The sequence below is a fragment of the Curtobacterium sp. MCPF17_001 genome (assembly GCF_003234615.1).
In the GTDB taxonomy this organism is placed as follows: domain Bacteria; phylum Actinomycetota; class Actinomycetes; order Actinomycetales; family Microbacteriaceae; genus Curtobacterium.
Map to the genome: position 1 here is coordinate 62,976 of NZ_QKSL01000003.1, position 22,732 is coordinate 85,707.

Consider the following 22,732-nt stretch of genomic DNA (forward strand, 5'->3'; position numbering starts at 1 on the left):
GGGTGTCGGAGTGGACTGTCAGGCGATCTCGCGCAGGTCGGACCCGCGCTCGACGACGTCCTCGGCGAGTTCACGCAGGCCGCGACCGGTCCGCCCGGCGCCGTCGCGCAGGACGCGGAAGGCCTCGTCGATCCGGACGTCCCGGCGGTAGGCCAGCGCGCCCTTGGCCTGCTCGAGCAGCACCCGGGCCTCCAGGGCATCGCCGATCTGCTCGTCGAGCGTCCGCTGCGCGCCCTCCTCCCGGTGGCGGACCAGGGCGGCGGACGCAGCGTCGGCGAGCAACTGGATCACCACGACGTCGCGGTCATCGTGTCCCCGGTCGTGGTCGGCGAAGACGCACAGCGACCCGATCGTCGCGGTCCGCAGCCGCACCGGTTCGGCGAACGTGCCGACGAACCCGCGCTCGTGCATGACCTGCGAGAAGGTCGGCCACTCGGCCGCCTTCGTGCTGACGTCCGGGACGTCGATCGTCCCGCCGGTCCGGAAGCAGTCCAGACACGAGCCTTCGTTCGTCCCGAGCTGCGCTTCCTCGGCGTCGATGCTGCGCTCGCTCGTGGAGGCGATGACGTGCAGGGTGCCGGACTGGTCCGCGAGGACGATGCCGGCTTCGGTCGCCGCGGTCCACTGCACGCACGCATCGACCACCCGCGTCATCGCGTCGAGGACGTCGAGCGCCGGGTCGAGGACGGACCCCATCACGTCGAGCAGGTGGTCGAACCGGTCCTGGTCATCGCGCTGCGCTGTCGTCGTCACCCTGCTCACGCTACGGCGTACCGCCGGGGTCGCCGTCCAGGCTCCCGATCCACATGGTGGGCCCAGAGGGGCGCGCCTACGATGGAGGGTCCGCGGACCGCGGACGGAACCGACCCGAGACAGGTATGGCCGTCACGTCACCCCAGCCCCACCCGGACGCCGCCGACCGTCCGGACGCCGCCACCCGCCCGGGAGGCCCGGCACCGGACCACGCGCCCGTCACCACGCGCACGTCCACCGTCGCGACCGTCCTCGTGATCGCCCTGCCCCTCGTGGTGGCCTGTGCGGTCCTCGGGATGACGATCACGGGCGCGTTCACCGCCGACCAGCAGCTGGAGTCCGCCGGGGACCTGGTGCAGTTCGGCCTGGTCGCCGCCCGCGGTGTGCACGACGGCGTCGCCGCGCTGACGGTCGGTCTGCTCATCGTGGCCGCGTTCGCCCTTCCGGCCCAGAAGGCCGACCACCGGGCGATGTCCTCGGTGCAACACCGGGCAGCGCGCTGGGCCGCGATCGCCGGGTCGCTGTGGTTCCTGGCCGCAGTCGCCGGCATCGTGCTCACCGGTGCGAACACCCTGGGTGTCCCGCTGACGAGCCCGGTCTTCGCCCGCAACTTCCTGCTCTTCGCGTTCCAGGTCGAGATCGGCCAGTCGCTCGTCGTCTCGGCCGCCGCGATCCTCATCGCGACGGTGCTCGCCGCGCTCGCCACCCGGGCGACGACCCTGGCGTTCGCGACCGTCGCCGCGCTCTTCGCCCTGCTGCCCCTCGCCCTGTCCGGCCACGCCGCCGGGTCGCTCGAGCACGCCAACGCGGTGAACTCGCTCGCGGTGCACCTGCTCGGGGTGTGCGTCTGGGCCGGTGGTCTCGTCGCCGTCGTGCTGCTCCGCACCCGGATGAAGGGCGCCACCGGACGCGTCGTCGCCCGCTACTCGACGCTCGCCGGGTGGGCGTTCGGTGCGGTGGCGTTCTCCGGCATCGTGAACGCGCAGCTCCGGCTGACCGGGCCACTCGACCTGGTCACGACGCCGTACGGGTGGCTCATCACGACCAAGGCCACGATCCTCGTGCTGCTCGGCGTGGCCGGCGTCGTGCAGCGCCGGAAGCTCGTGCCGGGCCTGCTCCGGGCTCCCACCGACCGACGTCTGTTCGTGCGGTTCGCGCTCGCCGAGATCGTCTTCATGGCCGTCGCGATCGGCGTCTCGGTCGCGGTGTCCCGCAGCCAGCCGCCGATCCCGCAGACGCCGGAGACCGGCGCGGACACCCGCTCGGGGCTCATCGGCTACCCGTACCCGCCCGCGCAGACCATGCAGACCTACCTGGCGCAGTGGCACATCGACTGGATGTGGCTCGCGCTCGCCCTGGTCGGTGCCGCCTGGTACCTGTGGAGCGTCCGGAAGCTCCGGCAGCGCGGTGACTCCTGGCCGGTCGGTCGGACCATCGCCTGGCTCATCGGCTGCGCGGTCTTCGCCTGGACGACCTCCGGCGGCCCCGCGGTCTACGGCATGATCCACTTCTCGTCGCACATGGTCCAGCACATGCTGCTCATGATGTTCGTGCCGCTGCCGCTGGTCCTCGGCGGCCCCGTGCTGCTCGCGCTCCGCACCCTGCCGGTCCGCAACGACGGTTCCCGTGGTGCCCGCGAGTGGCTGATGCTGTTCGTGCACTCGCGGTGGATGCAGTTCCTCGGCAAGCCCGCGGTCGCCGGGGTGATCTTCGCCGGGTCCCTCGTGGTGTTCTACTTCACGCCGGCGTTCGAGTACTCGATGCAGTCCCACGAGTGGCACATCGTGATGATCGTGCACTTCGTGTTCAGCGGGTACCTGTTCTTCTGGGTGTTCGTGGGCATCGACCCGGGACCGCAGCGTCCCCAGTACCCGATCCTCATCATCGCGCTGCTCGCGACGCTGGCGTTCCACGCGTTCTTCGGTGTGGCCGTGATGACCTCGCAGTCGGTGTACGCGATCGACTGGTTCCACGCGCTCGGGCAGACGAACGACCGCGCGCTGCTCGACGACCAGCACGTCGGCGGCGGCATCGCCTGGGGCGCGTCCGAGCTGCCGATGGTGTTCGTCGCGCTGCTCGTCGTGCGGAACTGGGTGCGCTCCGACGAGCGCATCGCCAAGCGCAAGGACCGACAGGCCGAGCGCGACGGCGACGCCGAGCTCAAGGCGTACAACGAGCGCCTCTCGGCGATGCAGCGCCGGGACTGAGGCGGGGTCCCGGGCGGAGCATGATGGTCGCGTGACCTTCGGCGATTACCAGAACGAGATCCACCTCCGCGGCCTGCAGGGCGTCGTGCCCCGGTTCCCGGTCGCGGCCGCGGACCTCGCGGCCGCCGCGGCGGCAGCGATGGCACCGTCGGTGTGGACCTACGTCGCCGGCGGTGCGGGCGACGAACGCACGCAGCGCGCCAACGTCGCCGCGTTCGAGCGCCGCGGCATCGTGCCGCGCATGCTCGTGGGCGCGTCGGACCGGGACCTCTCGGTCGACCTGTTCGGGATGCACCTGCCCTCGCCGCTCTTCCTCGCTCCCGTGGGTGTGCTGGGCGTCGCGGCGCAGGACGGCCACGGCGACCTCGCGACGGCCCGCGCTTCCGCCCGCACCGGCGTGCCGATGGTCGCGTCGACCCTGTCGGAGGACCCGCTCGAAGCCGTCCGGGAGGCCCAGGGCGACACCCCGGGCATGTTCCAGCTCTACACACCCACCGACCGCGACCTCGCGGCGAGCCTGGTGCGGCGGGCCGAGGACGCGGGCTACGCCGCCGTCGTGGTGACGCTCGACACCTGGGTCACGGGCTGGCGCCCCCGCGACCTCCAGACCGCGAACTTCCCGCAGCTGCGGGGCGCAGCGCTCGCCAACTACCTCAGTGACCCGGCCTTCCTCGCCGGCGTCCCCGTCCCCACGGACCCGCGGTCGGTCATCGAGCACTGGACCCGGGTCTTCGGCAACCCGCTGCGGTGGGAAGACCTCGCCTGGCTGCGCGGTCTCACCGACCTGCCCCTCGTCCTCAAGGGCATCTGCGCCGCCGACGACGCTCGGCGGGCGGTCGACGCCGGGGTCGACGGCGTGTACGTGTCGAACCACGGCGGACGTCAGGCGAACGGGGTGCCGGCGATCGACCTCCTGCCCGAGGTGGTCGACGCCGTCGGTGACGATGCTCCGGTGTTGTTCGACTCGGGCGTCCGGTCCGGTACCGACGTGGTGACGGCACTCGCCCTGGGAGCGACGGCCGTCGGGCTCGGGCGTCCGTACGTGCACGGGCTCACCCTCGGCGGGACCGACGGCGTCGAGCACGTCGTGCGCTCGGTCCTGGCCGAGGCGGACCTGCTCATGGCGGTCAACGGGTTCCCGGACCTCGCCGCCCTGCGGACGGCCGACGTCCGGAGCATCCCGGCCTGGTGACGGTCGGCGGTGAGGATCGGGTGGTCGGGTGGAACCATCCGGGTGCTGCCGGACACTCCAGGACATGAGAACCGGAAGCGGCGACGACGCCGAGGACTGGGCGGCAGCGGGCCGCGGTGACGGCGAGGCCTACGGCCGCGTCTTCGACCGCCACCGTGACCGCGTGCACCGGCACGCCCTCCGGCTGGTGCCGCCCGAGGTGGACGTCGACGACATCGTCGCGGTCGTGTTCCTCGAGGCGTGGCGACGACGGCGGAGCGCTCGGCTCGTCGACGGCGACCTGCTGCCGTGGCTGCTCGTCACCGCAACGAACGTCGCGCGCAACGCCACCCGCGCGACGATGCGGTACCGGCGATTGCTCGCGACGCTGCCGCCCGCCGATCACGCTCCCGACCCCGCCGACCGGCACGACGACGGTGCCGCGGTCGCCGCGTTCCGGACGCTCTCGGCGGCCGACCAGCAGGTCCTCGCGCTCTGTGTCATCGCCGGGCACCGTGAGGCCGAGGCAGCCGAGGTGCTCGGCGTGCCGATCGGGACCGTGAAGTCCCGTCTCTCCCGAGCCCGGAAGCGCCTCGGTGCGCAGTTCGCCGAGCAGACAGCAGTGCCGGCCGCTCCGCCGACCGCACCGACCACGACCGCACCGTCCACCACCGGAGGAGCACGATGACCGAGACGACCCGCGACCGCGCCCTCCGTGCCCTGCTCGTCGACCGGGTCGACCGGTCCGTGCGACGGCGGCGCTGGCTCGTCCCGACCATCGGCGTCGGCGCGTTCGTCGTCGCCGGGTCCCTGACCGCCGGGGCCCTCGTCGGCACCGGGCTGTTGCAGCAGTCGCTCACGCCGGAGGACGCGTCCGCCCTGGTGGCGACCGGTGCCGCCGGGGACGTGACCCTGCTCGGATCGCCGGTCGTGCGGGTCACCGACGGCTCGACGACGCTGACGCTGCCGGGGCGGCCCTCCGGAGCGCGTGACGTCGCCGTCGGGCTGCAGTGCGCCCCGCCCGGCACCGCGACCGTCACCATCGGCACGGGGGACGGCGGTGTCGACCCGACCACCGCGGACTGCGGCGCCTCGGTCACGCTGCCGGTCGGCGCGGACACAGCAGGTCGGCCGACCGTGCGGGTCGAGCACGACGGGCCGATGACTGTCTGGGCGTCGTGGGCGCGCCCCGACCCGATCCCGGGGCCGTCGCCCGAGCAGCAAGCCGCCCTCGAAGACGGTGTCGTCACCCGTTTCGAGTACGTTGCGGCCTGGGACCGGTACGTAGGGTGCATGCGGGCATCCGGGCACCCCGTCGACCTGGGCCCTCTGCAGCCCGTCGTGATCGTGAGTGGGATCCCGACCGAGGCCCTCCAGGCCGACAGCCGGTGCGGAGCGTCCGAGCTCCTCGACGTCGACGCGATGTGGCAGAACGAGCACCCGGACGCGGAGCCGTACACGCCCGCTGCGGGAGCACCGTACGACCCGGCCAGCGACCCCCGCTACGCCGGGTAGGCGAGGCCGGCCACGCGGCGAGGCCGGCCACACGGCGGCGGCGACCGGCCTGGAGGCGCGGGGCGGGCCTCCAGGCCGGGGCACCACACGGGGAGCTCGCCGGGGACGACGGAAGGGCCCCGTCGCTGACGCGACGGGGCCCTTCTGCACGGGACGGGGAGACTCAGCCCTTCTTGGCGAGTGCCTCGAGCGTGTCGTCGTTCGAGTACGCCTCGACCGCGTTGTCCTTGGTGACGAGGACCGGGGTCAGCTCGACGGTCGGGACGATCTTCTTGCCGTTGTCGTTGTTCTTGTCCTTCACGGTCTCCGGCTTCTTGCCAGCGGCCAGGTCGGACACCAGGTCGACGGCGGCCTGGGCCTCGTCGGTGGTGTTCTTGTAGATCGTCGAGTACTGCGTGCCCTGCATGATGAGCGGGATCGACGCGGTCTCGGAGTCCTGACCGGTGACGACGGGGTTCTCCTTGCCGGCGGCCTTGGTCGCGGTGAGGATCGCACGGGCGAGCGTGTCGTTCGGCGACAGGACGCCGTCGAGCTCGGTGTCACCCGTGTAGTACTGCGAGATCAGGTCGGTCATGCGCGACTGGGCGTTCTGCGCGAGCCAGCCCTTGGTCTGCACCTTCTGGAAGGTGGTCTGACCCGAGGTGACCTTGAGCGTGCCGTCGTCGATCTTCGGCTGAAGGACGTCCATGGCACCGTTGAAGAACACGGTGGCGTTGGCGTCGTCAGCGGAACCGGCGAAGAGCTCCACGTTGTACGGCTTGTCGCCCTTCTTCTCCTCGAGACCCTTGAGGAGCGCCTGTGCCTGGAGCTGGCCGACCTTGAAGTTGTTGAACGCGACGTAGTAGTCGACGTTCTCGGTGTTCAGGATGTTGCGGTCCCAGGCGATGACGACGGCGCCCGAGGACTTCGCCGACTTGACCTGCGAGGTCAGCTGCGAACCGTCGGCCGCGCCGATGATGACGGCCTTCGCACCCTTGGTGATCATGCCGGAGATCTGCGACTGCTGGTCCGGGACCGGGCTGCCGGCGTTGGCGTACTGGATGTCGGCCTTGAAGCCGGCCTTCTCGATCGACTTCTTGAACGCGGCGCCCGCGAGGACCCAGTTCTGCGAGGTCTTGGCGGGGAGGGCGACACCGATGAGGTCGCCCTTCTTGATGGTCGAGCTGGAGCCGGAGCCCGAACCCGAGCCGGAGTCGCCCGAGTTGCCACGGGACGAGCAGCCGCTGAGGGCGAGGCCTGCGATGAGCGCCAGGCTGACGCCGGCGACGATCTTCTTGCGCATGTGATTGCTTTCTCTTCGTTGAGGAGTTGGGACCGGGGCCCCGCTGTGTGTGGATGGGTCGTACCGGGTCACGCGGCGGCCGGTCACCCGACCGCCGCGAGTACCCGAGCTAGGGGAGGGTGACCTTCTCGGGCTGGTCCTCGATCGAGCGCGGCTGCTGGGCGGCCACGGTGTTCTGCTCGGTGTCCTTGCGCTGGAACTGCCGCATCATGCCGCCGATCAGCGACGGACGCCCCTGCGACTTCGAGTAGACGTCGAAGGCGACGGCGACCAGCAGGACCAGACCGCGGATGATCTGCACCTTGTTGGACTCCAGGCCCATCAGCTGCAGGCCGTTCGACAGCAGGGCCATCACGAGACCACCGATGATCGAGCCGGAGATCGTACCGACACCACCGGCGACCGCGGCGCCACCGACGAACACGGCGGCGATCGCGTCGAGCTCCCAGCCGGTGCCGTCAGCCGGGCCGGAGGCACCGGAGTAGGCGACGAACACCATGCCGGCGACAGCGGCCAGGACGGACATGTTCATCATGACGAAGAAGTTGACCTTCTTCGCGGAGACACCGGACAGGACGGCGGCGCTGGAGTTGCCACCGACCGCGTAGACCTGGCGGCCGAAGATCGTGTTCTTCGTGACGAAGCCGTAGATGATCGTCAGGACACCGAGGATGATCGCGACGATCGGGACCGAGGTACCGACCGGGCCGGCGCCGAACAGGTACGTGGCGACGAGCGTGACCGCGACGAGGATGCCGGTGCGGACGACGGAGACCCACAGCGGCGGGACCTCTGCCTGCATCTTGCGACGACGGGCACGGCCGCGGGCCTCGATGATGATGAGCGCGGCGATGGTGACGAGCCCGATGAGCAGGGTGCCGTTGCTGTAGCCGAAGTCCGGACCGAAGTCACCGAGGAAGCCGGCGCCGATCGGCGTGTAGGCATCCGGGACGGGGACCGAGGTGGAGTTGCCGATGATCTGGTTGACGCCGCGGAAGATGAGCTGGCCGGCCAGGGTCACGATGAACGCCGGGACACGGACGAACGCGACCCAGAAGCCCTGCCAGGCACCGATGAGCGCTCCGACGGCCAGGCCGAGGATGATCGCGGTCCACACCGGGAAGTGCCAGACCGCCATGGACTGCGCCACGATGATGCCGACGACCGCCGCGACCGAACCGACCGACAGGTCGATGTGGCCGGCGATGATGACCATGACCATGCCGAGCGCCAGGATCAGGATGTAGGAGTACTGCAGGAACAGGTTGATCACGTTGGTGGGCTCGAGGATCAGGCCCTGTGTCGTGATCGAGAAGAAGATCAGCAGCGCGATGAGCGCGATGACCATGCCGTACTGGCCGATGCTGTTGCCCTTGCCGAAGAGCAGTTTCAGGTTGTTCATGAGACGGTGGCGCCCTTCCGCGCGGACGTCATGCTGCGCATGAGCGTTTCTGGATCGGCCTGGTCGGCCGGGAGGTCAGCGGTGATCTGGCCCTCGAAGATGGTGTAGATCCGGTCGGAGAGACCGAGGAGCTCGGGGAGCTCGGACGAGATGAGGATGATCCCCTTCCCCTCGGCCGCGAGCTGCTGGATGATCCCGTAGATCTCGAACTTCGCGCCCACGTCGATGCCGCGGGTGGGCTCGTCGAGGATCAGCAGGTCCGGGTCGGTGAACATCCACTTCGACAGGACGACCTTCTGCTGGTTGCCGCCGGAGAGCTTGCCGACGTTGTCCTCGACGCTCGGCACCTTGGTGCGGAGCATCTTGCGGTACTTCTCGGCGACCGAGTACTCCTCGAGGGAGTCGACGACGCCGCCCTTGGAGATCTTCTTCAGGTCCGCCGCGACGGTCGAGCGCTTCACGGTGTCGAGCAGGTTCAGCCCGAGGGCCTTCCGGTCCTCCGACACGTAGCCGAGGCCGTTGTTGATGGCCTGCTGGACGTTGGCGATCTTGACCTCGCGGCCGTCCTTGATGATCTGCCCGTCGAGCCAGGTGCCGTAGGAGCGACCGAACAGGCTCATCGCGAGCTCGGTGCGCCCAGCACCCATCAAGCCCGCGAAGCCGACGATCTCGCCCCGGCGGACGTGGAAGTTCGAGCCCTTGCAGACCAGGCGCGACGAGTCGAGCGGGTGCTGCACGGTCCAGTTGCGGACCTCGAAGAAGGTCTCGCCGATGTTCGGGGTGCGGTCCGGGAACCGCGACTCGAGCGACCGACCGACCATGCCGCGGATGATGCGGTCCTCGTTGACGCCGTCCGCCTTGACGTTCAGCGTCTCGATGGCCTTGCCGTCGCGGATGATCGTGATCTCGTCCGCGATCTGCTCGATCTCGTTCAGCTTGTGGCTGATGATGATGCTCGAGATGCCCTTGGCCTTCAGCCCGATGATGAGGTCGAGCAGGTGCTGCGAGTCGTTCTCGTTCAGGGCGGCCGTCGGCTCGTCCAGGATGAGGAGCTTGACGTCCTTGTGCAGGGCCTTGGCGATCTCGACGAGCTGCTGCTTGCCGACGCCGATGTTCTTGATCTGCGTGTCCGGGTCGTCCCGGAGGCCGACGCGAGCGAGCAGGTCCTGAGCGCGCAGCTGGGCGGTGGTCCAGTCGATCGCACCGAAGCGGCTCGGCTCGTTGCCGAGGAACAGGTTCTCGGTGATCGAGAGCTCCGGGATCAGCGCCAGCTCCTGGTGGATGATGACGATGCCGGCCTGTTCGGACTGCTTGATGTTCGCGAAGCGGACCTCTTCGCCTTCGTAGACGATCTGGCCGTCGTAGGTGCCGTACGGGTAGACGCCCGACAGCACCTTCATCAGCGTGGACTTGCCAGCGCCGTTCTCGCCGCAGATCGCGTGGATCTCGCCGGCGCGGACGCTCAGCGAGACGTCGGAGAGCGCCTTCACACCAGGGAACTCCTTGGTGATGGAACGCATCTCGAGGATCGTCTCGGGAGCGGTGATCGAACGGGTCTCGAGCCCGCTCGCGATCGGGTCGTGACCCTGTGGGGTTGACGCCACGGTGCATCTCCTTCTGCCGCTGCGATGCGGCAGTCCTTCGGTGGAACAGCTGCGGCATCCGAAGGGCACGAGGGTGCGTGCGGACTTCGTTGTCGCGTCCGGGTGATCCTCGTGTGACAGCTGATGTGAACGGTCACATCGAGGAACGGAGGCAATGTTACGCACACGCTCGGCGCGGCTGTCAATTCGGATTGGTCACGTTTCGGTGACGCAGGGTCGGTTGCCGCGGACGGCGGAAGCGCTGTCCCTCGGGTTGGGGTCAGCGCCGTGACGGGCCGGCGCGCGACGAGGAGTCCACCCGCGGTTCGCTCAGCGGCGTCGCGGTGCCGACGTGGAGCCGCGCACGACCAGCTGGGGCACGATGTCGATCGGCCGGAGCGTGTCACCGCCGCTCGGCAGCAGGATGTCCACGCTGCGCCGTCCGAGCTCCTCGAAGTCGACCTGCACCGTGGTGAGCGGCGGCCAGAAGTGCTTCGCTTCGGGGATGTCGTCGTAGCCCACCACCGAGAGGTCGCCGGGGACGTCGAGCCCGTACGAGCGGGCCGCGTGCATCACGCCGAGCGCCATCGCGTCGTTCGAGCAGAACACCGCCGTGCAGTCCCGCCACCGCAGCAGTTCCCGCCCGGCGTGGTACCCGAAGTCGGCCGTCCAGTCCCCGAGGATCGGTGGCTGTACCGGCATGTCCCGGTCGGACATCTCGCGGAGGAAGCCCTGCATCCGGGCATCCGCCTCGATCCAGTCCTGGGGCCCCGCGATGTGCCGGACGTACTCGTGGCCCAGGTCGAGCAGGTGGGCCGTCGCCAGGCGTGCGCCCTCCATCTGGTCGACCCAGAGCGCCGTCGGGTCCTCGCCGACGCTCGAGCGCATCGTCACGTACGGGGTGCGGACGCCGAGCTCCTCGATGAGGTCGAACACCCGCTGCTGCGGGGCGATGACGACGATCCCCTCGACGTCCTGGTCCAGCAGGTGTCCGAGTCCGTCGCGGACCGCCTCGTCGGTCGGCACCGCGATGTTCGCCGTCGTCACCGAGTACCCGCGGAGGACCGCGGCGTCCTCGATCGCCTGCAGGGTGACGGTCGGGCCGTAGTGCGACCGTTGCGCCGTCAGGACTCCGATGGTCCGGGTCTTGCTCGTCACCAGTGCGCGTGCGGCCCGGTTCGGCCGGTACTGCAGTTCCTCCATCGCCGCGAGCACCCGGTCACGGGTCTCGGCCCGGATCGCGTCCGAGTTGTTGAGGACCCGGGAGACGGTCTGGTGCGAGACGCCCGCGACCCGCGCGACGTCACGGATGCTGGGGGACCGCGGCTGTTGTGCCCGCGTGGTCGCCATTGCTGCTCTCTCCCGCCCGGGGCCGCGGCACGCCCATGTGCACGTTCACATCCCGAGCCAGATCATTATGCACGGCTCTCCGGTCCACGCCACCTGAGCAGGTGAGGAGGACGGACGCGACGGGAGGCCCGCGGCGGCATCGCCGTGGACCTCACGTTGCGTCGTCCGGGCGCGTCGGGTCCGACGACCCGCCGGTCAGCGGTGCTTCAGCGCTCCGCGCCGAGGGCGTCGAGCGGGAGCTCCGCCAGCTGCCACCCGAGCCACGGGCTGAAGGCGAAGGGCGCGGCGGTCACCGCCTGGCGGAGGTCCTGCTCCGACAGCCACACCCACTCGGCGACCTCGTCGTCAGCGGGCTGCGGGTCGCCGTCGGCCAGGGCGCGGAACACCGGGCAGACCTCGTTCTCGACGATCCCGGACGCGTCCACCGCGCGGTAGCGGAAGTCCGGCAGCACCAGGTCGACACTGTGCAGCGTCATGCCGAGTTCGCGGTCGGCGCGACGGGCGATCGCGTCCTCGAAGGACTCGTCCGGGCCGGGGTGCCCGCAGAACGAGTTCGTCCACACGCCGGGCCATGTCTTCTTCACGAGGGCGCGACGGGTCACGAGGAGATCGCCGGCCGCGTTCTGCACGTGGCAGCTGAAGGCGAGGTGGAGGGGCGTCTGGTCTGTGTGCACCGTGAACTTGTCCGCCGTACCGATCGGGGTACGGTCATCGGCCAACAGGACAACGGTTTCCGGGAAAAGGCTCATCTGCCTCGATAGATTAGGCCAATGACCGAGGAAGCGGCCACCGTGGCGCACATCGACCTCGCGCTGGTGGATGAGTGCCTCGAGCGCTTCTTCACGGTGTCGAGCGCCCGGGCCCAGGCCTTCGGCCGACCGTCCGAAGAACTCTGGCGCGTCCTGCGCAGGGCGAGCATGGGTGGCAAGCGGTTCCGGCCGCGCATGGTCCTGACCTCGTACACGGCCCTCGGCGGGCAGGACGTGCACGCCGCGTCGCACGTCGCTGCGGCGTACGAACTGCTGCACACCGCCCTCGTCGTCCACGACGACGTCATCGACCGGGACTGGTCCCGCCGTGGTCGTCCGAACGTGGCCGGGTCCTTCCGCGACAACGCGACGACCGGGGGGCTGCCGCTGCCGACGGCCGAGCACCGGGGGACGAGCGCCGCAGTGATCGCCGGGGACCTGGCGCTCGCCGCCGCGCCCCGCTTCATCGAGGCCAGCGGGGTCACCGGGGACCGTCGTTCCCGCCTCCTCGACCTGTTCGACGACGCCGTGTTCGCCAGCGCCGCCGGCGAGATGGCGGACGTGGACCTCGCGCTCGGCGTGATGCCCACCGTGGAAGAGGTCCTGCAGATGGAGCGCGCGAAGACGAGTGTCTACAGCTTCGAGGCACCGCTGCAGTCCGGTGCGGTCCTGGCCGGTGCGCCGGAGCCCGTCGTCGCCTCGCTCGGCGCCTTCGGCCGTGAGATCGGCATCGCCTACCAGATCGTCGACGACCTGCTCGGGGTCTTCGGCAACGAGGGATCGACGGGGAAGACCGCCATCGGGGACCTGCGCGAGGGCAAGCGCACGATGCTCATCGCGTACGCCGCGACCACCGACTGCTGGCCCGACCTGGCGCCGTACCTCGGCGACCCGGACCTGACCGAGGAACGTGCCGCGGGACTCCGCGGCCTGCTCGTCGAGTGCGGTGCTCGTGACGCCGCGCTCGACCACATCCGCGAGCACACCGCTCTGGCCCGCGCCGAACTGGCCGCGCTGCCCGACGAGCTCGGCGCACGACTCGAAGGGCTCGTCACCGAACTCGTGGAGCGCGTCCGGTGAGCTCGAGCACCACCGGTCACCGCCTCCCGCTCTACGACGCCACCGCCGAGGCCGCCTCGAGCGTCGTCATCAGCCGGTATTCCACGTCCTTCGGGCTGGCCAGCCGCCTGCTCACGAAGGACACCCGTGAGCACATCCGGAACGTCTACGCCCTGGTCCGGGTCGCGGACGAGGTCGTCGACGGCCCCGCGACCGAGGCCGGCCTGGACCCCGCGCTCGCCCGGATCGTGCTCGACGAGCTCGAGCAGGACACCGACCGCGCCATGGCGTTCGGCTTCTCGGTGAACCCCGTCGTGCACGCGTTCGCCCGGACCGCCCGCACCGTCGGGTTCGGCAGTGAACTGACGGCGCCGTTCTTCACGTCGATGCGGATGGACCTCGAGCAGACCCGGCACGACCAGGCCTCCTTCGACGCCTACGTGTACGGCTCCGCCGAGGTCGTCGGCCTGATGTGCCTCCGCGCCTTCGTGTACCGCGCCGGGCGCCCGACCTTCGACGACGCGGTCCTCGTCGACGGCGCGCGTGCCCTCGGTGCCGCCTTCCAGAAGGTGAACTTCCTCCGGGACCTGCACGCCGACTTCGAGGTCCTCGGCCGCTCGTACTTCCCGGGCGTCGACGTGCGCACCTTCGACGAGGCGACGAAGGGCCGGCTCGTCGCCGACGTCCAGTCGGACCTCGACCGGGCCGCCGTCACCGTCCCGCTGCTGCCGCGGGACGCCCGTCCGGCGGTCGCCCTCGCACACGCCCTCTTCCAGGAGCTCAACGACCGGATCGCCGCCACCCCGGCGGACCGGCTCGTCACCTCCCGGGTCCGGGTCCCGAACCCCGTGAAGGGACGGCTCGCCGCGCGTGTCCTCAGCCGACGCGGCGCCCTGCCCGCGCGCACCGTCACCACCCCACAGACTGGAGGCTCGTCATGAGCCCGACCCGTGCCTCCCGTCCGACCGACGCACCGACCACTGCCGCACCGCCCGCCATGCGCACCGTGCCGGTCCGCCGAGCCGTCGTGATCGGCGGCGGCATCAGCGGCCTGGCGGCCGCCGCCCTGCTCGCCCGGGACGGCTTCGCCGTCACCGTCCTCGAGCAGCGCACCCAGCTCGGTGGCCGCGCCGGCACGTGGGAGCAGGACGGCTTCCGGTTCGACACCGGACCCAGCTGGTACCTCATGCCCGAGGTGTTCGACCACTTCTTCCAGCTGCTCGGCACCAGCGCCGACGAGCAGCTGGACCTCGACGTGCTGGACCCCGGGTACCGCGTGTACACCGAGGGCCGCGACGAGCCGATCGACCTCCGGTCCTCGCGCGAGGCCAACATCGCCCTGTTCGAGTCGATCGAGCCCGGTGCGGGCGCGAAGATGGCGAAGTACCTCGACTCCGCCGCCGACACCTACGACATGGCAGTCCGTCGGTTCCTGTACGGCACCTTCCAGGACCTCACGAAGCTGGCCGCCCCCGACGTCCTCAAGCGGATGGGCAAGCTCGCCCGACTGCTGCTCCAGCCGCTGTCGTCGTTCGCGTCGACCGCGGTCAAGGACCACCGCCTGTGGCAGGTCCTCGGCTACCCGGCGGTCTTCCTCGGCACCAGCCCGTACCAGGCGCCGAGCATGTACCACCTGATGAGCCACCTGGACCTGGCCGACGGGGTGCTCTACCCGAAGGGCGGCATCACGCAGGTCATCGCCGCCGTCGAGCGGGTCGCGCTCGCCGAGGGGGCGACGATCAGGACCGGTGCGGCCGTGACCCGGATCGTCGTCGAGGGCGGGCACGCCACCGGTGTCGCCTGGCGCGACCAGGACGGCGCCGAGCACGTCGAGCACGCCGACCTCGTCGTCAGCGCGGCGGACCTGCGGCACACCGAGATGGAACTCCTCGAGCAGGAACACCGCACGCACGACGCCGCGCACTGGGCCAAGCGCGACCCCGGCCCCTCCGCGGTGCTCGTGTACCTCGGCGTCGACGGCCCGGTCCCCGGACTGCTGCACCACACGCTGGTGTTCACCGAGGACTGGAAGGAGAACTTCGGCGCCATCTTCGGCAAGGACCGGCACGTGCCGGACCCCGCGTCGATCTACGTCTGCGCGCCGTCGCTCACCGACGACTCGGTCGCGCCGGAGGGGCAGAGCAACCTGTTCGTCCTCGTCCCGCTGCCGGCTGACGTCGCGATCGGCAAGGGCGGTCTCGACGGCGCCGGCGACGCCCAGGTCGAGGCGATCGCCGACCGCGCCATCGACGTCATCGCCGAGCGGTCCGGCGTACCGGACCTGCGCGACCGGATCCGCGTCCGCCGGACGATCGGCCCGCAGGACTTCGCCGACGACCTCAACGCCTGGAACGGGTCGATGCTCGGCCCGGCGCACACCCTGACGCAGAGCGCCTTCTTCCGCGAGAAGAACGCCTCCACGAAGGTCGACGGGCTCTACTACGTCGGCGCCTCGACGATCCCGGGCATCGGGTTGCCGATGTGCCTGATCAGCGCCGAGGTCCTGCTCAAGCGGATCCGCGGCGACACCTCGACCGAGCCGCTGCCGACCCCGCTGCCGCGGTCCGTCGACGCGCCGCCGGTACGGACGACGGGCTGATGCCGGGGCTGTACCTCGCCGGACTGCTGATCTCGATCGCCGGCATCGCGGTGCTCGACGCCCGGTACCGGCTGTTCTTCTGGCGTGCCCCGCTGCGTGCCGCCGCCGTGATGCTCATCGGGCTGGTGTTCTTCATGGTCTGGGACGTCGTGGGCGTGCACCTCGGGATCTTCTTCATCGGCACGAACGGGCTGCTCACCGGAGTGCTCCTGGCGCCGGACGTGCCGCTCGAGGAGCTGTTCTTCCTGGTGCTGCTCTGCTGGACGACGATGGACCTGTTCGGTGCCGTCCGGCCGGTCCTCGCGCATCTCAGCGCTCGGCGATCCGCGGACGCGGGCCACGACGGGAGCCGGGCATGACCGGGTCCGGCACGTACGCGCTGCTCGCGGTGCCGTTCCTCGGCGTCGCCGTGCTCGTCGCGGTCCTCGCCGGAACCGTGTCCGCCCGTCGCCGACGGGCGGGACGGCCGGACGCTGCGGCCCGTGGCCGTCGCACCACCGTGCTCACCGGGGTCGTCGCCGGCATCGCGCTGCTCGTGATGACGTGCGTGTTCAACAACGTGATCGTCGGGCTCGGCATCGTCGCCTACGACCCGGCGCTCGTCCTCGGGGCGCGCATCGGCCTGTTCCCCGTCGAGGACCTGGCGTACTCGATCGGCGCGGTGCTGCTGCTGCCGAGCTGCTGGGTGCTGCTCGACGGCCTGGGCAGCGACCGGAGCCGGCGACCGGACGCGGTCGCCGGACCGGTACGGTCAGAGCGCCCGACCCAGCCGTCCCGTGCACCGGAGGAGACCCCATGACCGTGAGCCGAGCCTCCAGGCCGTCGACGCTCCGTGCCCTGTTCGTGTCCTCGCGACCGATCAGCTGGGTGAACACCGCGTACCCGTTCGCCGCCGCCTACCTGCTGGGCAGCGGGGTCGGCGTCGAGGGCGGCGGCGGGTTCTCGCTGCTGGCGTTCCTCGTCGGTGTCGTGTACTTCCTCGTGCCCTACAACCTGGCGATGTACGGCATCAACGACGTCTTCGACTACGAGTCCGACCTGCGCAACCCGCGCAAGGGCGGCGTCGAGGGGGCGCTGCTCGACCGGAGCGTGCACCGGGCCACGCTCTGGGCCGTGGTCGTCACGAACGTGCCCTTCCTGCTCGTCCTCGTGCTGCTCGGCGGGCCGTGGTCGTGGCTCGTCCTCGCGATCAGCGTCTTCGCGGTCATCGCCTACTCGGCACCGGGGCTGCGCTTCAAGGAGAAGCCGTTCCTGGACTCCCTGACCTCGTCGACGCACTTCGTGTCCCCGGCCGTCTACGGGCTCGCGCTCGCCGGCGGCCAGTGGACCGGGCAGCTCGTCGCCGTGTGCGTGGCGTTCTTCCTGTGGGGCATCGCCTCGCACGCGTTCGGCGCCGTGCAGGACGTGCTCGCCGACCGGGCCGGCGGGATCGGGTCCGTGGCGACCGTGATCGGTGCCCGGGCGACCGTCCGTCTGGCGTTCGTGGCGTACCTCGTCGCGGGTGTGGCGCTGCTGTTCTCGGCGTTCCCGGGGCCGATCGCCGCGGTCGTCGTCGTGCCGTACGCGCTCAACGTGCTGCCGTGGTGGAACGTCACGGACGCCGGGGCGGAGGCGGCGAACGCGGGCTGGAAGCGCTTCCTCTGGATCAACTACCTGGCGGGCTTCATCGTCACGATGGCCCTGATCGGCTTCGCCTTCACGCACTGAGCGGTGCGGTGCGGTGCGGTGTGGGCCGGGGCGGCCGCCCTGCCGGTGCGGTCCCACGCTCCCGCGTGCGCGTCGGCGTGCGCGTCCCGAGATGCCGCACTCGCCGCGCGTACTCCGCCGAGATGCCGCGATATCGCAACCGGGCGCCGGACCGGGCGACCGACCGGGCAACCTCGGCAACGGACCGGGCGACTTCGGGCGCCGGACCTGAGCGACCGACTGGGCGACGGACCGCCCGCGTCAGGCCGCGCCGGCCGCCCGCCGCGCCTGCGCGACCGCGGCCCGCACCCCGCGCGACCACGACGGGCCGTGCCCCGGCAGGACGTGCTGCGCCTCGGTGTCGACGAGCAGGTCGAGGGACGCGACCGCGGTCGCCATGTCCGCCGTCGCCGCGGGGGCCACGACCCGCGGGCCGATCCCGCCGGTGTACGGATCGAAGGTGACCAGCGCGTCGCCGGCGATCACCGCGTCCCGGTCCGCGAAGTGCAGCGCCACGTGCCCGTCCGTGTGCCCGGGCGTCTCGATGATCCACGGGTTGCCGGGGACGTCCGCACGGGACTCCAGGGTCTCGACCTCGTCGATGCCGTCGACGGTCGCGGCCCCGGCGAGCAGCATCCGGCTGAGCGGACGGAGGCCGCCGGGGTGCGCGACGACGAACCCGAACCGGTTCTGCTGCGGCCGGTACGAGTACGGGTGGGCTGCGAGGTCACGGTCGCCCGGGTGCACGTACACGGGGGTGCCCCACTCGTGGTGCATCCTGGCCGCCGTCCCGACGTGGTCGAAGTGCCCGTGCGTGAGCAGCAGCGCCTCGACCCGGTCAGGGGAGTAGCCGAGGTCGTGGACCGCGAGCAGCAGGTGTGGCCAGACGGCGGGCAGCCCGGCGTCGACGACGAGCAGTCGGTCCCCGGTCTCGACCAGGTAGGTGTTGGTGTGTGCGAGCTCGAGGCGGTGGATGCCCTCGGCGACGTCCCGGAACAGCATGCGGCGGACGCTAGGCCGACACCCCTGGGCGCGCGTCCGGCTCCGGATCGCCCACTGCACGTCCGCGGACCGCACGCCAGCGCGTCTACTCACCGCGGAGCGTGTACTCAGGGAGAATGCCCAACGACTCCATGCCCGAGCTCGAGCTCCGGAACGTACGGACCCGGGAGCGCATCGTCGACACGGTGACGCGGATCCGGCAGAAGTCCGACGTGCCCGCGCGCACCCGCCTCGCCCTCGCGAAGACCCGGCAGCGCTGGCACCGCGACCCCACGCCCCTCGTGGCCGTCGCGATGACCGCCGCCGCCGGCATCGCCGCGATCGTCGTCGGTGCACGCATCCGGAACGAGCCCGCCGGGCGGCTCTCCGCTCTCCGCGAGCCCGCTCCCGTCCCGGTGTTCAAGCCGGTCAAGCTCCGCAAGGACGGACAGTCGAAGGGCGTCCCGGTGTTCGCGCAGAAGGACCCGACGGGCAACCCCGTGTACCAGGAACGCCAGGCCGCCGAGAAGCGTCGGAAGAAGGACGCCAAGCGGAACAAGAAGGCTCGCAAGCGGATCACGAAGGCAGCGAAGGGCTGATCATGGCGAAGGAAGCACAGAAGCCGGCGGCGGACGACCCCCGGAAGCCCGACAGCCCGACGGACCTGAAGAAGCCCACGGTCGTCTACACGCTGAAGAAGACCCTGCGGGAGTTCACCAGCGACCAGTGCACCGACCTGGCCGCGAGCCTCACGTACTACTCCGTGCTGGCGCTCTTCCCCGGGCTGCTGGCCGTCGTGTCGATCCTCGGCCTCATCGGTCAGGCCGACACCACGATCAAGACGTTGCTCGACGTCATCGGCAACATCGGGTCGCAGGACGTCGTGAAGCTGATCCGGGGTCCGGTCGAGAACCTGGTCCGGTCGCCCGCGGCACCGGTGACGTTCATCGTCGGTATCCTCGGTGCGCTCTGGTCGGCGTCCGGCTACGTCGGCGCGTTCGGCCGCGCGATGAACCGCATCTACAACGTCCGCGAGGGACGTCCGATCTGGAAGCTCCGCCCGACGATGCTCGGCGTCACGGTGACGACGGTCGTGCTGCTCGTCATCGGCCTCCTCGCCCTCGTGTCGGGGCCGCTCGCCCGCAGCTTCGGCGACGTCATCGGCCTCGGCGACGCCGCAGCGCTGGTGCTGTCGATCGTGCAGTGGCCGATCCTGCTCGTCATCGCGGTCGTCATCATCGCGGTGCTCTACTACTGGTCGCCGAACGTCAAGCAGCCGAAGTTCACCTGGGTCAGCGGGGGCTCCATCATCGCGCTGCTCATCTGGATCATCGCGAGCGTCGGATTCGGCTTCTACGTCGGGAACTTCTCGAACTACAACGCCACGTACGGCTCGCTGGGTGGCGTCATCGTCTTCCTGCTGTGGATCTGGATCACGAACAACGCGCTGCTCTTCGGCGCCGAGTTCGATGCCGAGATCGAGCGCGGCCGCGAGCTGCAGGCGGGCATCAAGGCCGAGGAGGACATCCAGCTCCCCGAGCGCGACACCCGCCAGACCGAGAAGCAGGACGAGAAGCGCGCCGAGGACGTCCTGCAGGGCATCCGGATCCGGCAGAGCGCCGGCGAGACCAAGGACGACGACTGAGCAGTCTCCGGACACGCCACCCGGACGGGAGGCCCGGTACCGGTTCCGTAGGCTGGCCTGCGTGACCGACACCGAGCCTCCCGTCCCCGTCTCCACCCCCGCCAACGACCGTCCGGTCGCGCTCGTCACCGGCGCGACGCGGGGCATCGGCCGCGCGATCGCGGCCGACCTGGGCCGGACGCACCACGTGCTCGTCGGCGGACGCGATGCCGGGGCGGTCGACGCCGTCGTGGCTGCGCTGCCGAGCGCGGAGCCGTTCGTCGGTGACCTCGGGGCCGGCGACGTGCCGACGGTCCCGAGCTGGATCGACGTCCTGGTGCACTCCGCCGGCGTCGAGCAGGGCACCCGGGTCGCGGACACCCCGCGCGACACGTGGGAGGCCGTCTTCGCCACGAACGTCTTCGCGGTCGCCGAGCTCACCCGGGTGGCGCTGCCGGGCCTCCGGGCGGCGCGGGGCATCGTCGTGTCGATCAACAGCGGCTCCGGGTTCACCGCCGGAGCCGGGGGCGGCGTGTACGCGGCCTCGAAGTTCGCGCTCCGGGCCTTCACCGACGCGCTGCGTGAAGAGGAGCGGGCGAACGGCGTGCGGGTGTCGAGCGTGCACCCGGGCCGTACCGACTCGGACATGCAGCGGGCCCTGACCGAGAAGCTCGGCGAGGACTACGACACCGACTACTACCTCGCGCCGTCCGACGTCGCGGACGCGGTCCGCACCGTCGTCGACCTGCCGGAGCGCGGCACGGTCGAGGTGCTCTCGATCCGGCCGTCCCGGCGGCGCTGACGGCGGACCGGTAGCGACACCCGGCACCCGGCACCCGAAACCGACGGCCGACGCCGACGCCGACGCCCGGCGCTGGCCGCCGGTGTCCTCAGCGCAGGTGCACGCGTCCGTCCAGGTCCAGCCGGTCGAGGAACGTGTCGTCGTGGCTCACGACCACCAGCGCACCCCGGTAGGCCCGGAGCGCCGTCACCAGCTGGTCGACGCTCGCCATGTCGAGGTCGTTCGTCGGCTCGTCGAGCACCAGCAGCTGCGGCGGCGGGTCGGCGAGCACGAGTCCGGCCAACGCCACCCGGAACCGCTCCCCGCCGGACAGCGACCCGGCGGGCCGGTCCACCGTGTCGCCCCGGACGAGCAGCCGCGCGAGCCGGTTCCGCAGTTCGGCTGGTGCGATGTCCGGGGCGACCCGACGGACGTTCTCGAGGACGGTCGCATCGTCGTCGAGGCTGTCCTTCCGCTGCGGCAGGTAGCAGATCCGGTCGGTGTACGGCACCGCTGTCGTCTCCGGCAGCGGGTGCCGCCGCGCTCCCGGAAGTCCGACGAGGTGCTCGAGCAGGGTCGTCATGCCCACGCCGTTGTCCCCGACGACGGCGATGCGCTCCGGCCCCTGCACGACCATCGTCCGGCTGCGCACCGTGACGGTCGCGATCCGGCGGGACGCGGCCACCCCGGGGTCGGGCAGCTCGACGTGCAGGTGCTCGTCGTCACGGACCCGTCGGCCGGCCTCCCGCGCGGTCGCGAGCGCTGCCGCTTCGGCCGACGTGTGCCCGGAGCGCAGCCGACCTGCCGTGGCCTCGGCGCGCTTCCGCCGCTCGTTCGCCACGATCTTCGGCATCGACGACGCCGAGGCCGCGCCTGCCTTCGCCCGTCGCGCGATCGTCGTCTCGGCCTCGATGCGCTGACGCTTCTCGGCACGGTGCCGCTGTTCGGCGACGCGGACCTCGCGCTCGACGGCGGCCTGCTGCACGGCGAGGTGCTCCTCGAATGCCGAGTACGTCCCGCCGAACACGGTCAGGGTGCCGTCACGGAGCTCGACGACCTCGTCGACGTGCTCGAGGAGTTCCCGGTCGTGGCTCACCACGACGAGGGTCCCGCGCCACCCGTCCACCATGTCGAGGAGCGTGGCACGCGCACGGCGGTCGAGGTTGTTCGTCGGTTCGTCGAGGAACGCGATCGGACGACCGCGGAGCCGGATGCCCGCCACCGCCACGAGCACGGCCTGCCCGCCGGACAGTGTGTCGACAGGCCGGTCCAGGTCCGCCGGGCCGAGGTCGAGTGCGGCGAGTGCGGCCCCGGCGCGCTCCTCGACGTCCCAGGCTTCGCCGACCACGTCGAAGAGCTCCGGGGTGGCGTCCCCGGTAAGGACGGCTCGGAGCGCCCGGACCTGCGGGCCGACCCCGAGCAGGTCCGCGACCGTGCGCGGGGAGGCGGGACGGGCCTCCAGGCCGCCATCCGCAGTACGCGACCCGATGTCAGCGAGTCGCTGCGGCAGGTGGTCCACCGGGCCCGTCGTCGTGACGGTGCCCGATGTGGGGGTGAGCTGGCCCGTGACCAGCCGGACGAGGGTCGACTTCCCGGCACCGTTCCTCCCGACCAGCGCGGTGCGGCCACGACCGAAGGCAGCGGCGAGGTGGTCGAGCGCGACGGAGCCGTCGGGCCAGGTGAACGAGACGTCGTGCAGGACGACGGACGGGCTGATGGGCATGGCGATGCCTCCGGTGGTCGTGCGGGCGCACGACACCGTCAGCCGCGGAGGCGGCAGACCCGCGAGGAGGCGGGCGAGGTCACGGTGTCAGCGCAGGGACAGCGGCTGCTGCGGCGCAGTGCCGGTGGTCTCGCGCAATGCCGGATCCGTTCCCGTCGGGAGGCCCCGTGGCCGTCACCCGTGCCGCCGGTCGGTCGTCCCGCACCGGGGTCCCGCGTGACGACGGGGTACGACTCACCGTACGACCGCGCAGTCGCGCCGCGCAAG

General features: G+C 71.1%; 21 protein-coding genes. 13 read left to right on the plus strand and 8 right to left on the minus strand.

Translation table 11 applies throughout. The annotated features are described in order from the left end of the window. Positions 1-18: 18 nt before the first annotated feature. Entirely contained in the window at positions 19-753 is a 735-nt protein-coding gene (locus DEJ24_RS04265; RefSeq protein ID WP_111077427.1) for an ANTAR domain-containing protein, read from the minus strand. 125 nt (positions 754-878) lie between these two features. On the opposite strand from DEJ24_RS04265, the gene DEJ24_RS04270 reads away from it, so the two are divergent. The 4 genes from DEJ24_RS04270 to DEJ24_RS04285 all read left to right on the plus strand — a co-directional run bounded on the left by DEJ24_RS04270 (position 879) and on the right by DEJ24_RS04285 (position 5,646). Then, a complete protein-coding gene (locus tag DEJ24_RS04270) occupies positions 879-2,960 on the plus strand; it encodes a cytochrome c oxidase assembly protein (protein ID WP_111077428.1) in 2,082 nt (693 codons plus the stop codon). 31 nt (positions 2,961-2,991) lie between these two features. Beyond that, positions 2,992-4,152 (plus strand): alpha-hydroxy-acid oxidizing protein, encoded by a 1,161-nt coding sequence (locus tag DEJ24_RS04275; protein ID WP_111077429.1) that lies wholly within the window; start codon positions 2,992-2,994, stop codon positions 4,150-4,152. A gap of 64 nt (positions 4,153-4,216) precedes the next feature. Then, positions 4,217-4,819, plus strand: coding sequence for an RNA polymerase sigma factor (locus tag DEJ24_RS04280; RefSeq protein WP_111077430.1), 603 nt, complete (start codon positions 4,217-4,219; stop codon positions 4,817-4,819). Then, positions 4,816-5,646: a hypothetical protein gene (locus DEJ24_RS04285; RefSeq protein WP_111077431.1), complete on the plus strand. Its 831-nt coding sequence runs from the start codon at positions 4,816-4,818 to the stop codon at positions 5,644-5,646. The genes DEJ24_RS04280 and DEJ24_RS04285 overlap by 4 nt, the downstream gene beginning before the upstream one ends. 163 nt (positions 5,647-5,809) lie before the next feature. Here the strand turns inward: DEJ24_RS04285 and DEJ24_RS04290 are convergent, their stop codons facing one another. The 5 genes from DEJ24_RS04290 to idi form a co-directional block, all read right to left on the minus strand. Continuing rightward, complete coding sequence (locus tag DEJ24_RS04290) at positions 5,810-6,928, minus strand: sugar-binding protein (protein ID WP_111077432.1); 1,119 nt, start codon at positions 6,926-6,928, stop codon at positions 5,810-5,812. Between the two features lie 109 nt (positions 6,929-7,037). After that, a complete protein-coding gene (gene mmsB / locus DEJ24_RS04295) occupies positions 7,038-8,330 on the minus strand; it encodes a multiple monosaccharide ABC transporter permease (protein WP_111077433.1) in 1,293 nt (430 codons plus the stop codon). Next, a complete protein-coding gene (gene mmsA / locus DEJ24_RS04300; RefSeq protein WP_111077565.1) occupies positions 8,327-9,850 on the minus strand; it encodes a multiple monosaccharide ABC transporter ATP-binding protein in 1,524 nt (507 codons plus the stop codon). The genes mmsB and mmsA overlap by 4 nt, the downstream gene beginning before the upstream one ends. A gap of 393 nt (positions 9,851-10,243) precedes the next feature. Next, positions 10,244-11,263, minus strand: coding sequence for a LacI family DNA-binding transcriptional regulator (locus DEJ24_RS04305; RefSeq protein ID WP_111077434.1), 1,020 nt, complete (start codon positions 11,261-11,263; stop codon positions 10,244-10,246). A gap of 206 nt (positions 11,264-11,469) precedes the next feature. Next, positions 11,470-12,012, minus strand: coding sequence for an isopentenyl-diphosphate Delta-isomerase (idi, locus tag DEJ24_RS04310; RefSeq protein WP_111077435.1), 543 nt, complete (start codon positions 12,010-12,012; stop codon positions 11,470-11,472). A 21-nt stretch (positions 12,013-12,033) separates the two neighbouring features. On the opposite strand from idi, the gene DEJ24_RS04315 reads away from it, so the two are divergent. The 6 genes from DEJ24_RS04315 to DEJ24_RS04340 are packed head-to-tail and all read left to right on the plus strand — an operon-like array spanning position 12,034 to position 17,377. Beyond that, the gene (locus tag DEJ24_RS04315) at positions 12,034-13,092 is read left to right on the plus strand and encodes a polyprenyl synthetase family protein (RefSeq protein WP_181432824.1); all 1,059 of its coding nucleotides are present in this window, start codon (positions 12,034-12,036) and stop codon (positions 13,090-13,092) included. After that, positions 13,089-14,012, plus strand: coding sequence for a phytoene/squalene synthase family protein (locus tag DEJ24_RS04320; protein WP_111077436.1), 924 nt, complete (start codon positions 13,089-13,091; stop codon positions 14,010-14,012). Before DEJ24_RS04315 ends, DEJ24_RS04320 begins: the two co-directional genes overlap by 4 nt. Further along, a complete protein-coding gene (gene crtI, locus DEJ24_RS04325) occupies positions 14,009-15,670 on the plus strand; it encodes a phytoene desaturase family protein (RefSeq protein WP_111077437.1) in 1,662 nt (553 codons plus the stop codon). Before DEJ24_RS04320 ends, crtI begins: the two co-directional genes overlap by 4 nt. Then, positions 15,670-16,029: a lycopene cyclase domain-containing protein gene (locus DEJ24_RS04330; RefSeq protein ID WP_111077438.1), complete on the plus strand. Its 360-nt coding sequence runs from the start codon at positions 15,670-15,672 to the stop codon at positions 16,027-16,029. Before crtI ends, DEJ24_RS04330 begins: the two co-directional genes overlap by 1 nt. Continuing rightward, positions 16,026-16,469 (plus strand): lycopene cyclase domain-containing protein, encoded by a 444-nt coding sequence (locus tag DEJ24_RS04335; protein ID WP_181436519.1) that lies wholly within the window; start codon positions 16,026-16,028, stop codon positions 16,467-16,469. The genes DEJ24_RS04330 and DEJ24_RS04335 overlap by 4 nt, the downstream gene beginning before the upstream one ends. Then, positions 16,466-17,377, plus strand: coding sequence for a prenyltransferase (locus tag DEJ24_RS04340; protein ID WP_111077439.1), 912 nt, complete (start codon positions 16,466-16,468; stop codon positions 17,375-17,377). Before DEJ24_RS04335 ends, DEJ24_RS04340 begins: the two co-directional genes overlap by 4 nt. A gap of 240 nt (positions 17,378-17,617) precedes the next feature. On the opposite strand, the gene DEJ24_RS04345 is transcribed toward DEJ24_RS04340, so the two are convergent. Continuing rightward, positions 17,618-18,358 carry an MBL fold metallo-hydrolase gene (locus tag DEJ24_RS04345; protein WP_111077440.1) on the minus strand — a complete coding sequence of 247 codons (741 nt, stop codon included), beginning with the start codon at positions 18,356-18,358 and terminating at the stop codon, positions 17,618-17,620. 116 nt (positions 18,359-18,474) lie between these two features. Between DEJ24_RS04345 and DEJ24_RS04350 the strand changes: the two genes are divergently transcribed. The 3 genes from DEJ24_RS04350 (at position 18,475) to DEJ24_RS04360 (ending at position 20,763) form a co-directional block, all read left to right on the plus strand. Next, the gene (locus DEJ24_RS04350) at positions 18,475-18,936 is read left to right on the plus strand and encodes a hypothetical protein (RefSeq protein WP_146245923.1); all 462 of its coding nucleotides are present in this window, start codon (positions 18,475-18,477) and stop codon (positions 18,934-18,936) included. Positions 18,937-18,938: 2 nt separating this feature from the next. Then, a complete protein-coding gene (locus DEJ24_RS04355) occupies positions 18,939-19,982 on the plus strand; it encodes a YihY/virulence factor BrkB family protein (protein WP_111077442.1) in 1,044 nt (347 codons plus the stop codon). Positions 19,983-20,043: 61 nt separating this feature from the next. Beyond that, positions 20,044-20,763: an SDR family oxidoreductase gene (locus DEJ24_RS04360; RefSeq protein ID WP_111077443.1), complete on the plus strand. Its 720-nt coding sequence runs from the start codon at positions 20,044-20,046 to the stop codon at positions 20,761-20,763. Between the two features lie 88 nt (positions 20,764-20,851). Here the strand turns inward: DEJ24_RS04360 and DEJ24_RS04365 are convergent, their stop codons facing one another. Continuing rightward, the gene (locus DEJ24_RS04365; protein ID WP_111077444.1) at positions 20,852-22,465 is read right to left on the minus strand and encodes an ATP-binding cassette domain-containing protein; all 1,614 of its coding nucleotides are present in this window, start codon (positions 22,463-22,465) and stop codon (positions 20,852-20,854) included. Positions 22,466-22,732: the final 267 nt, after the last annotated feature.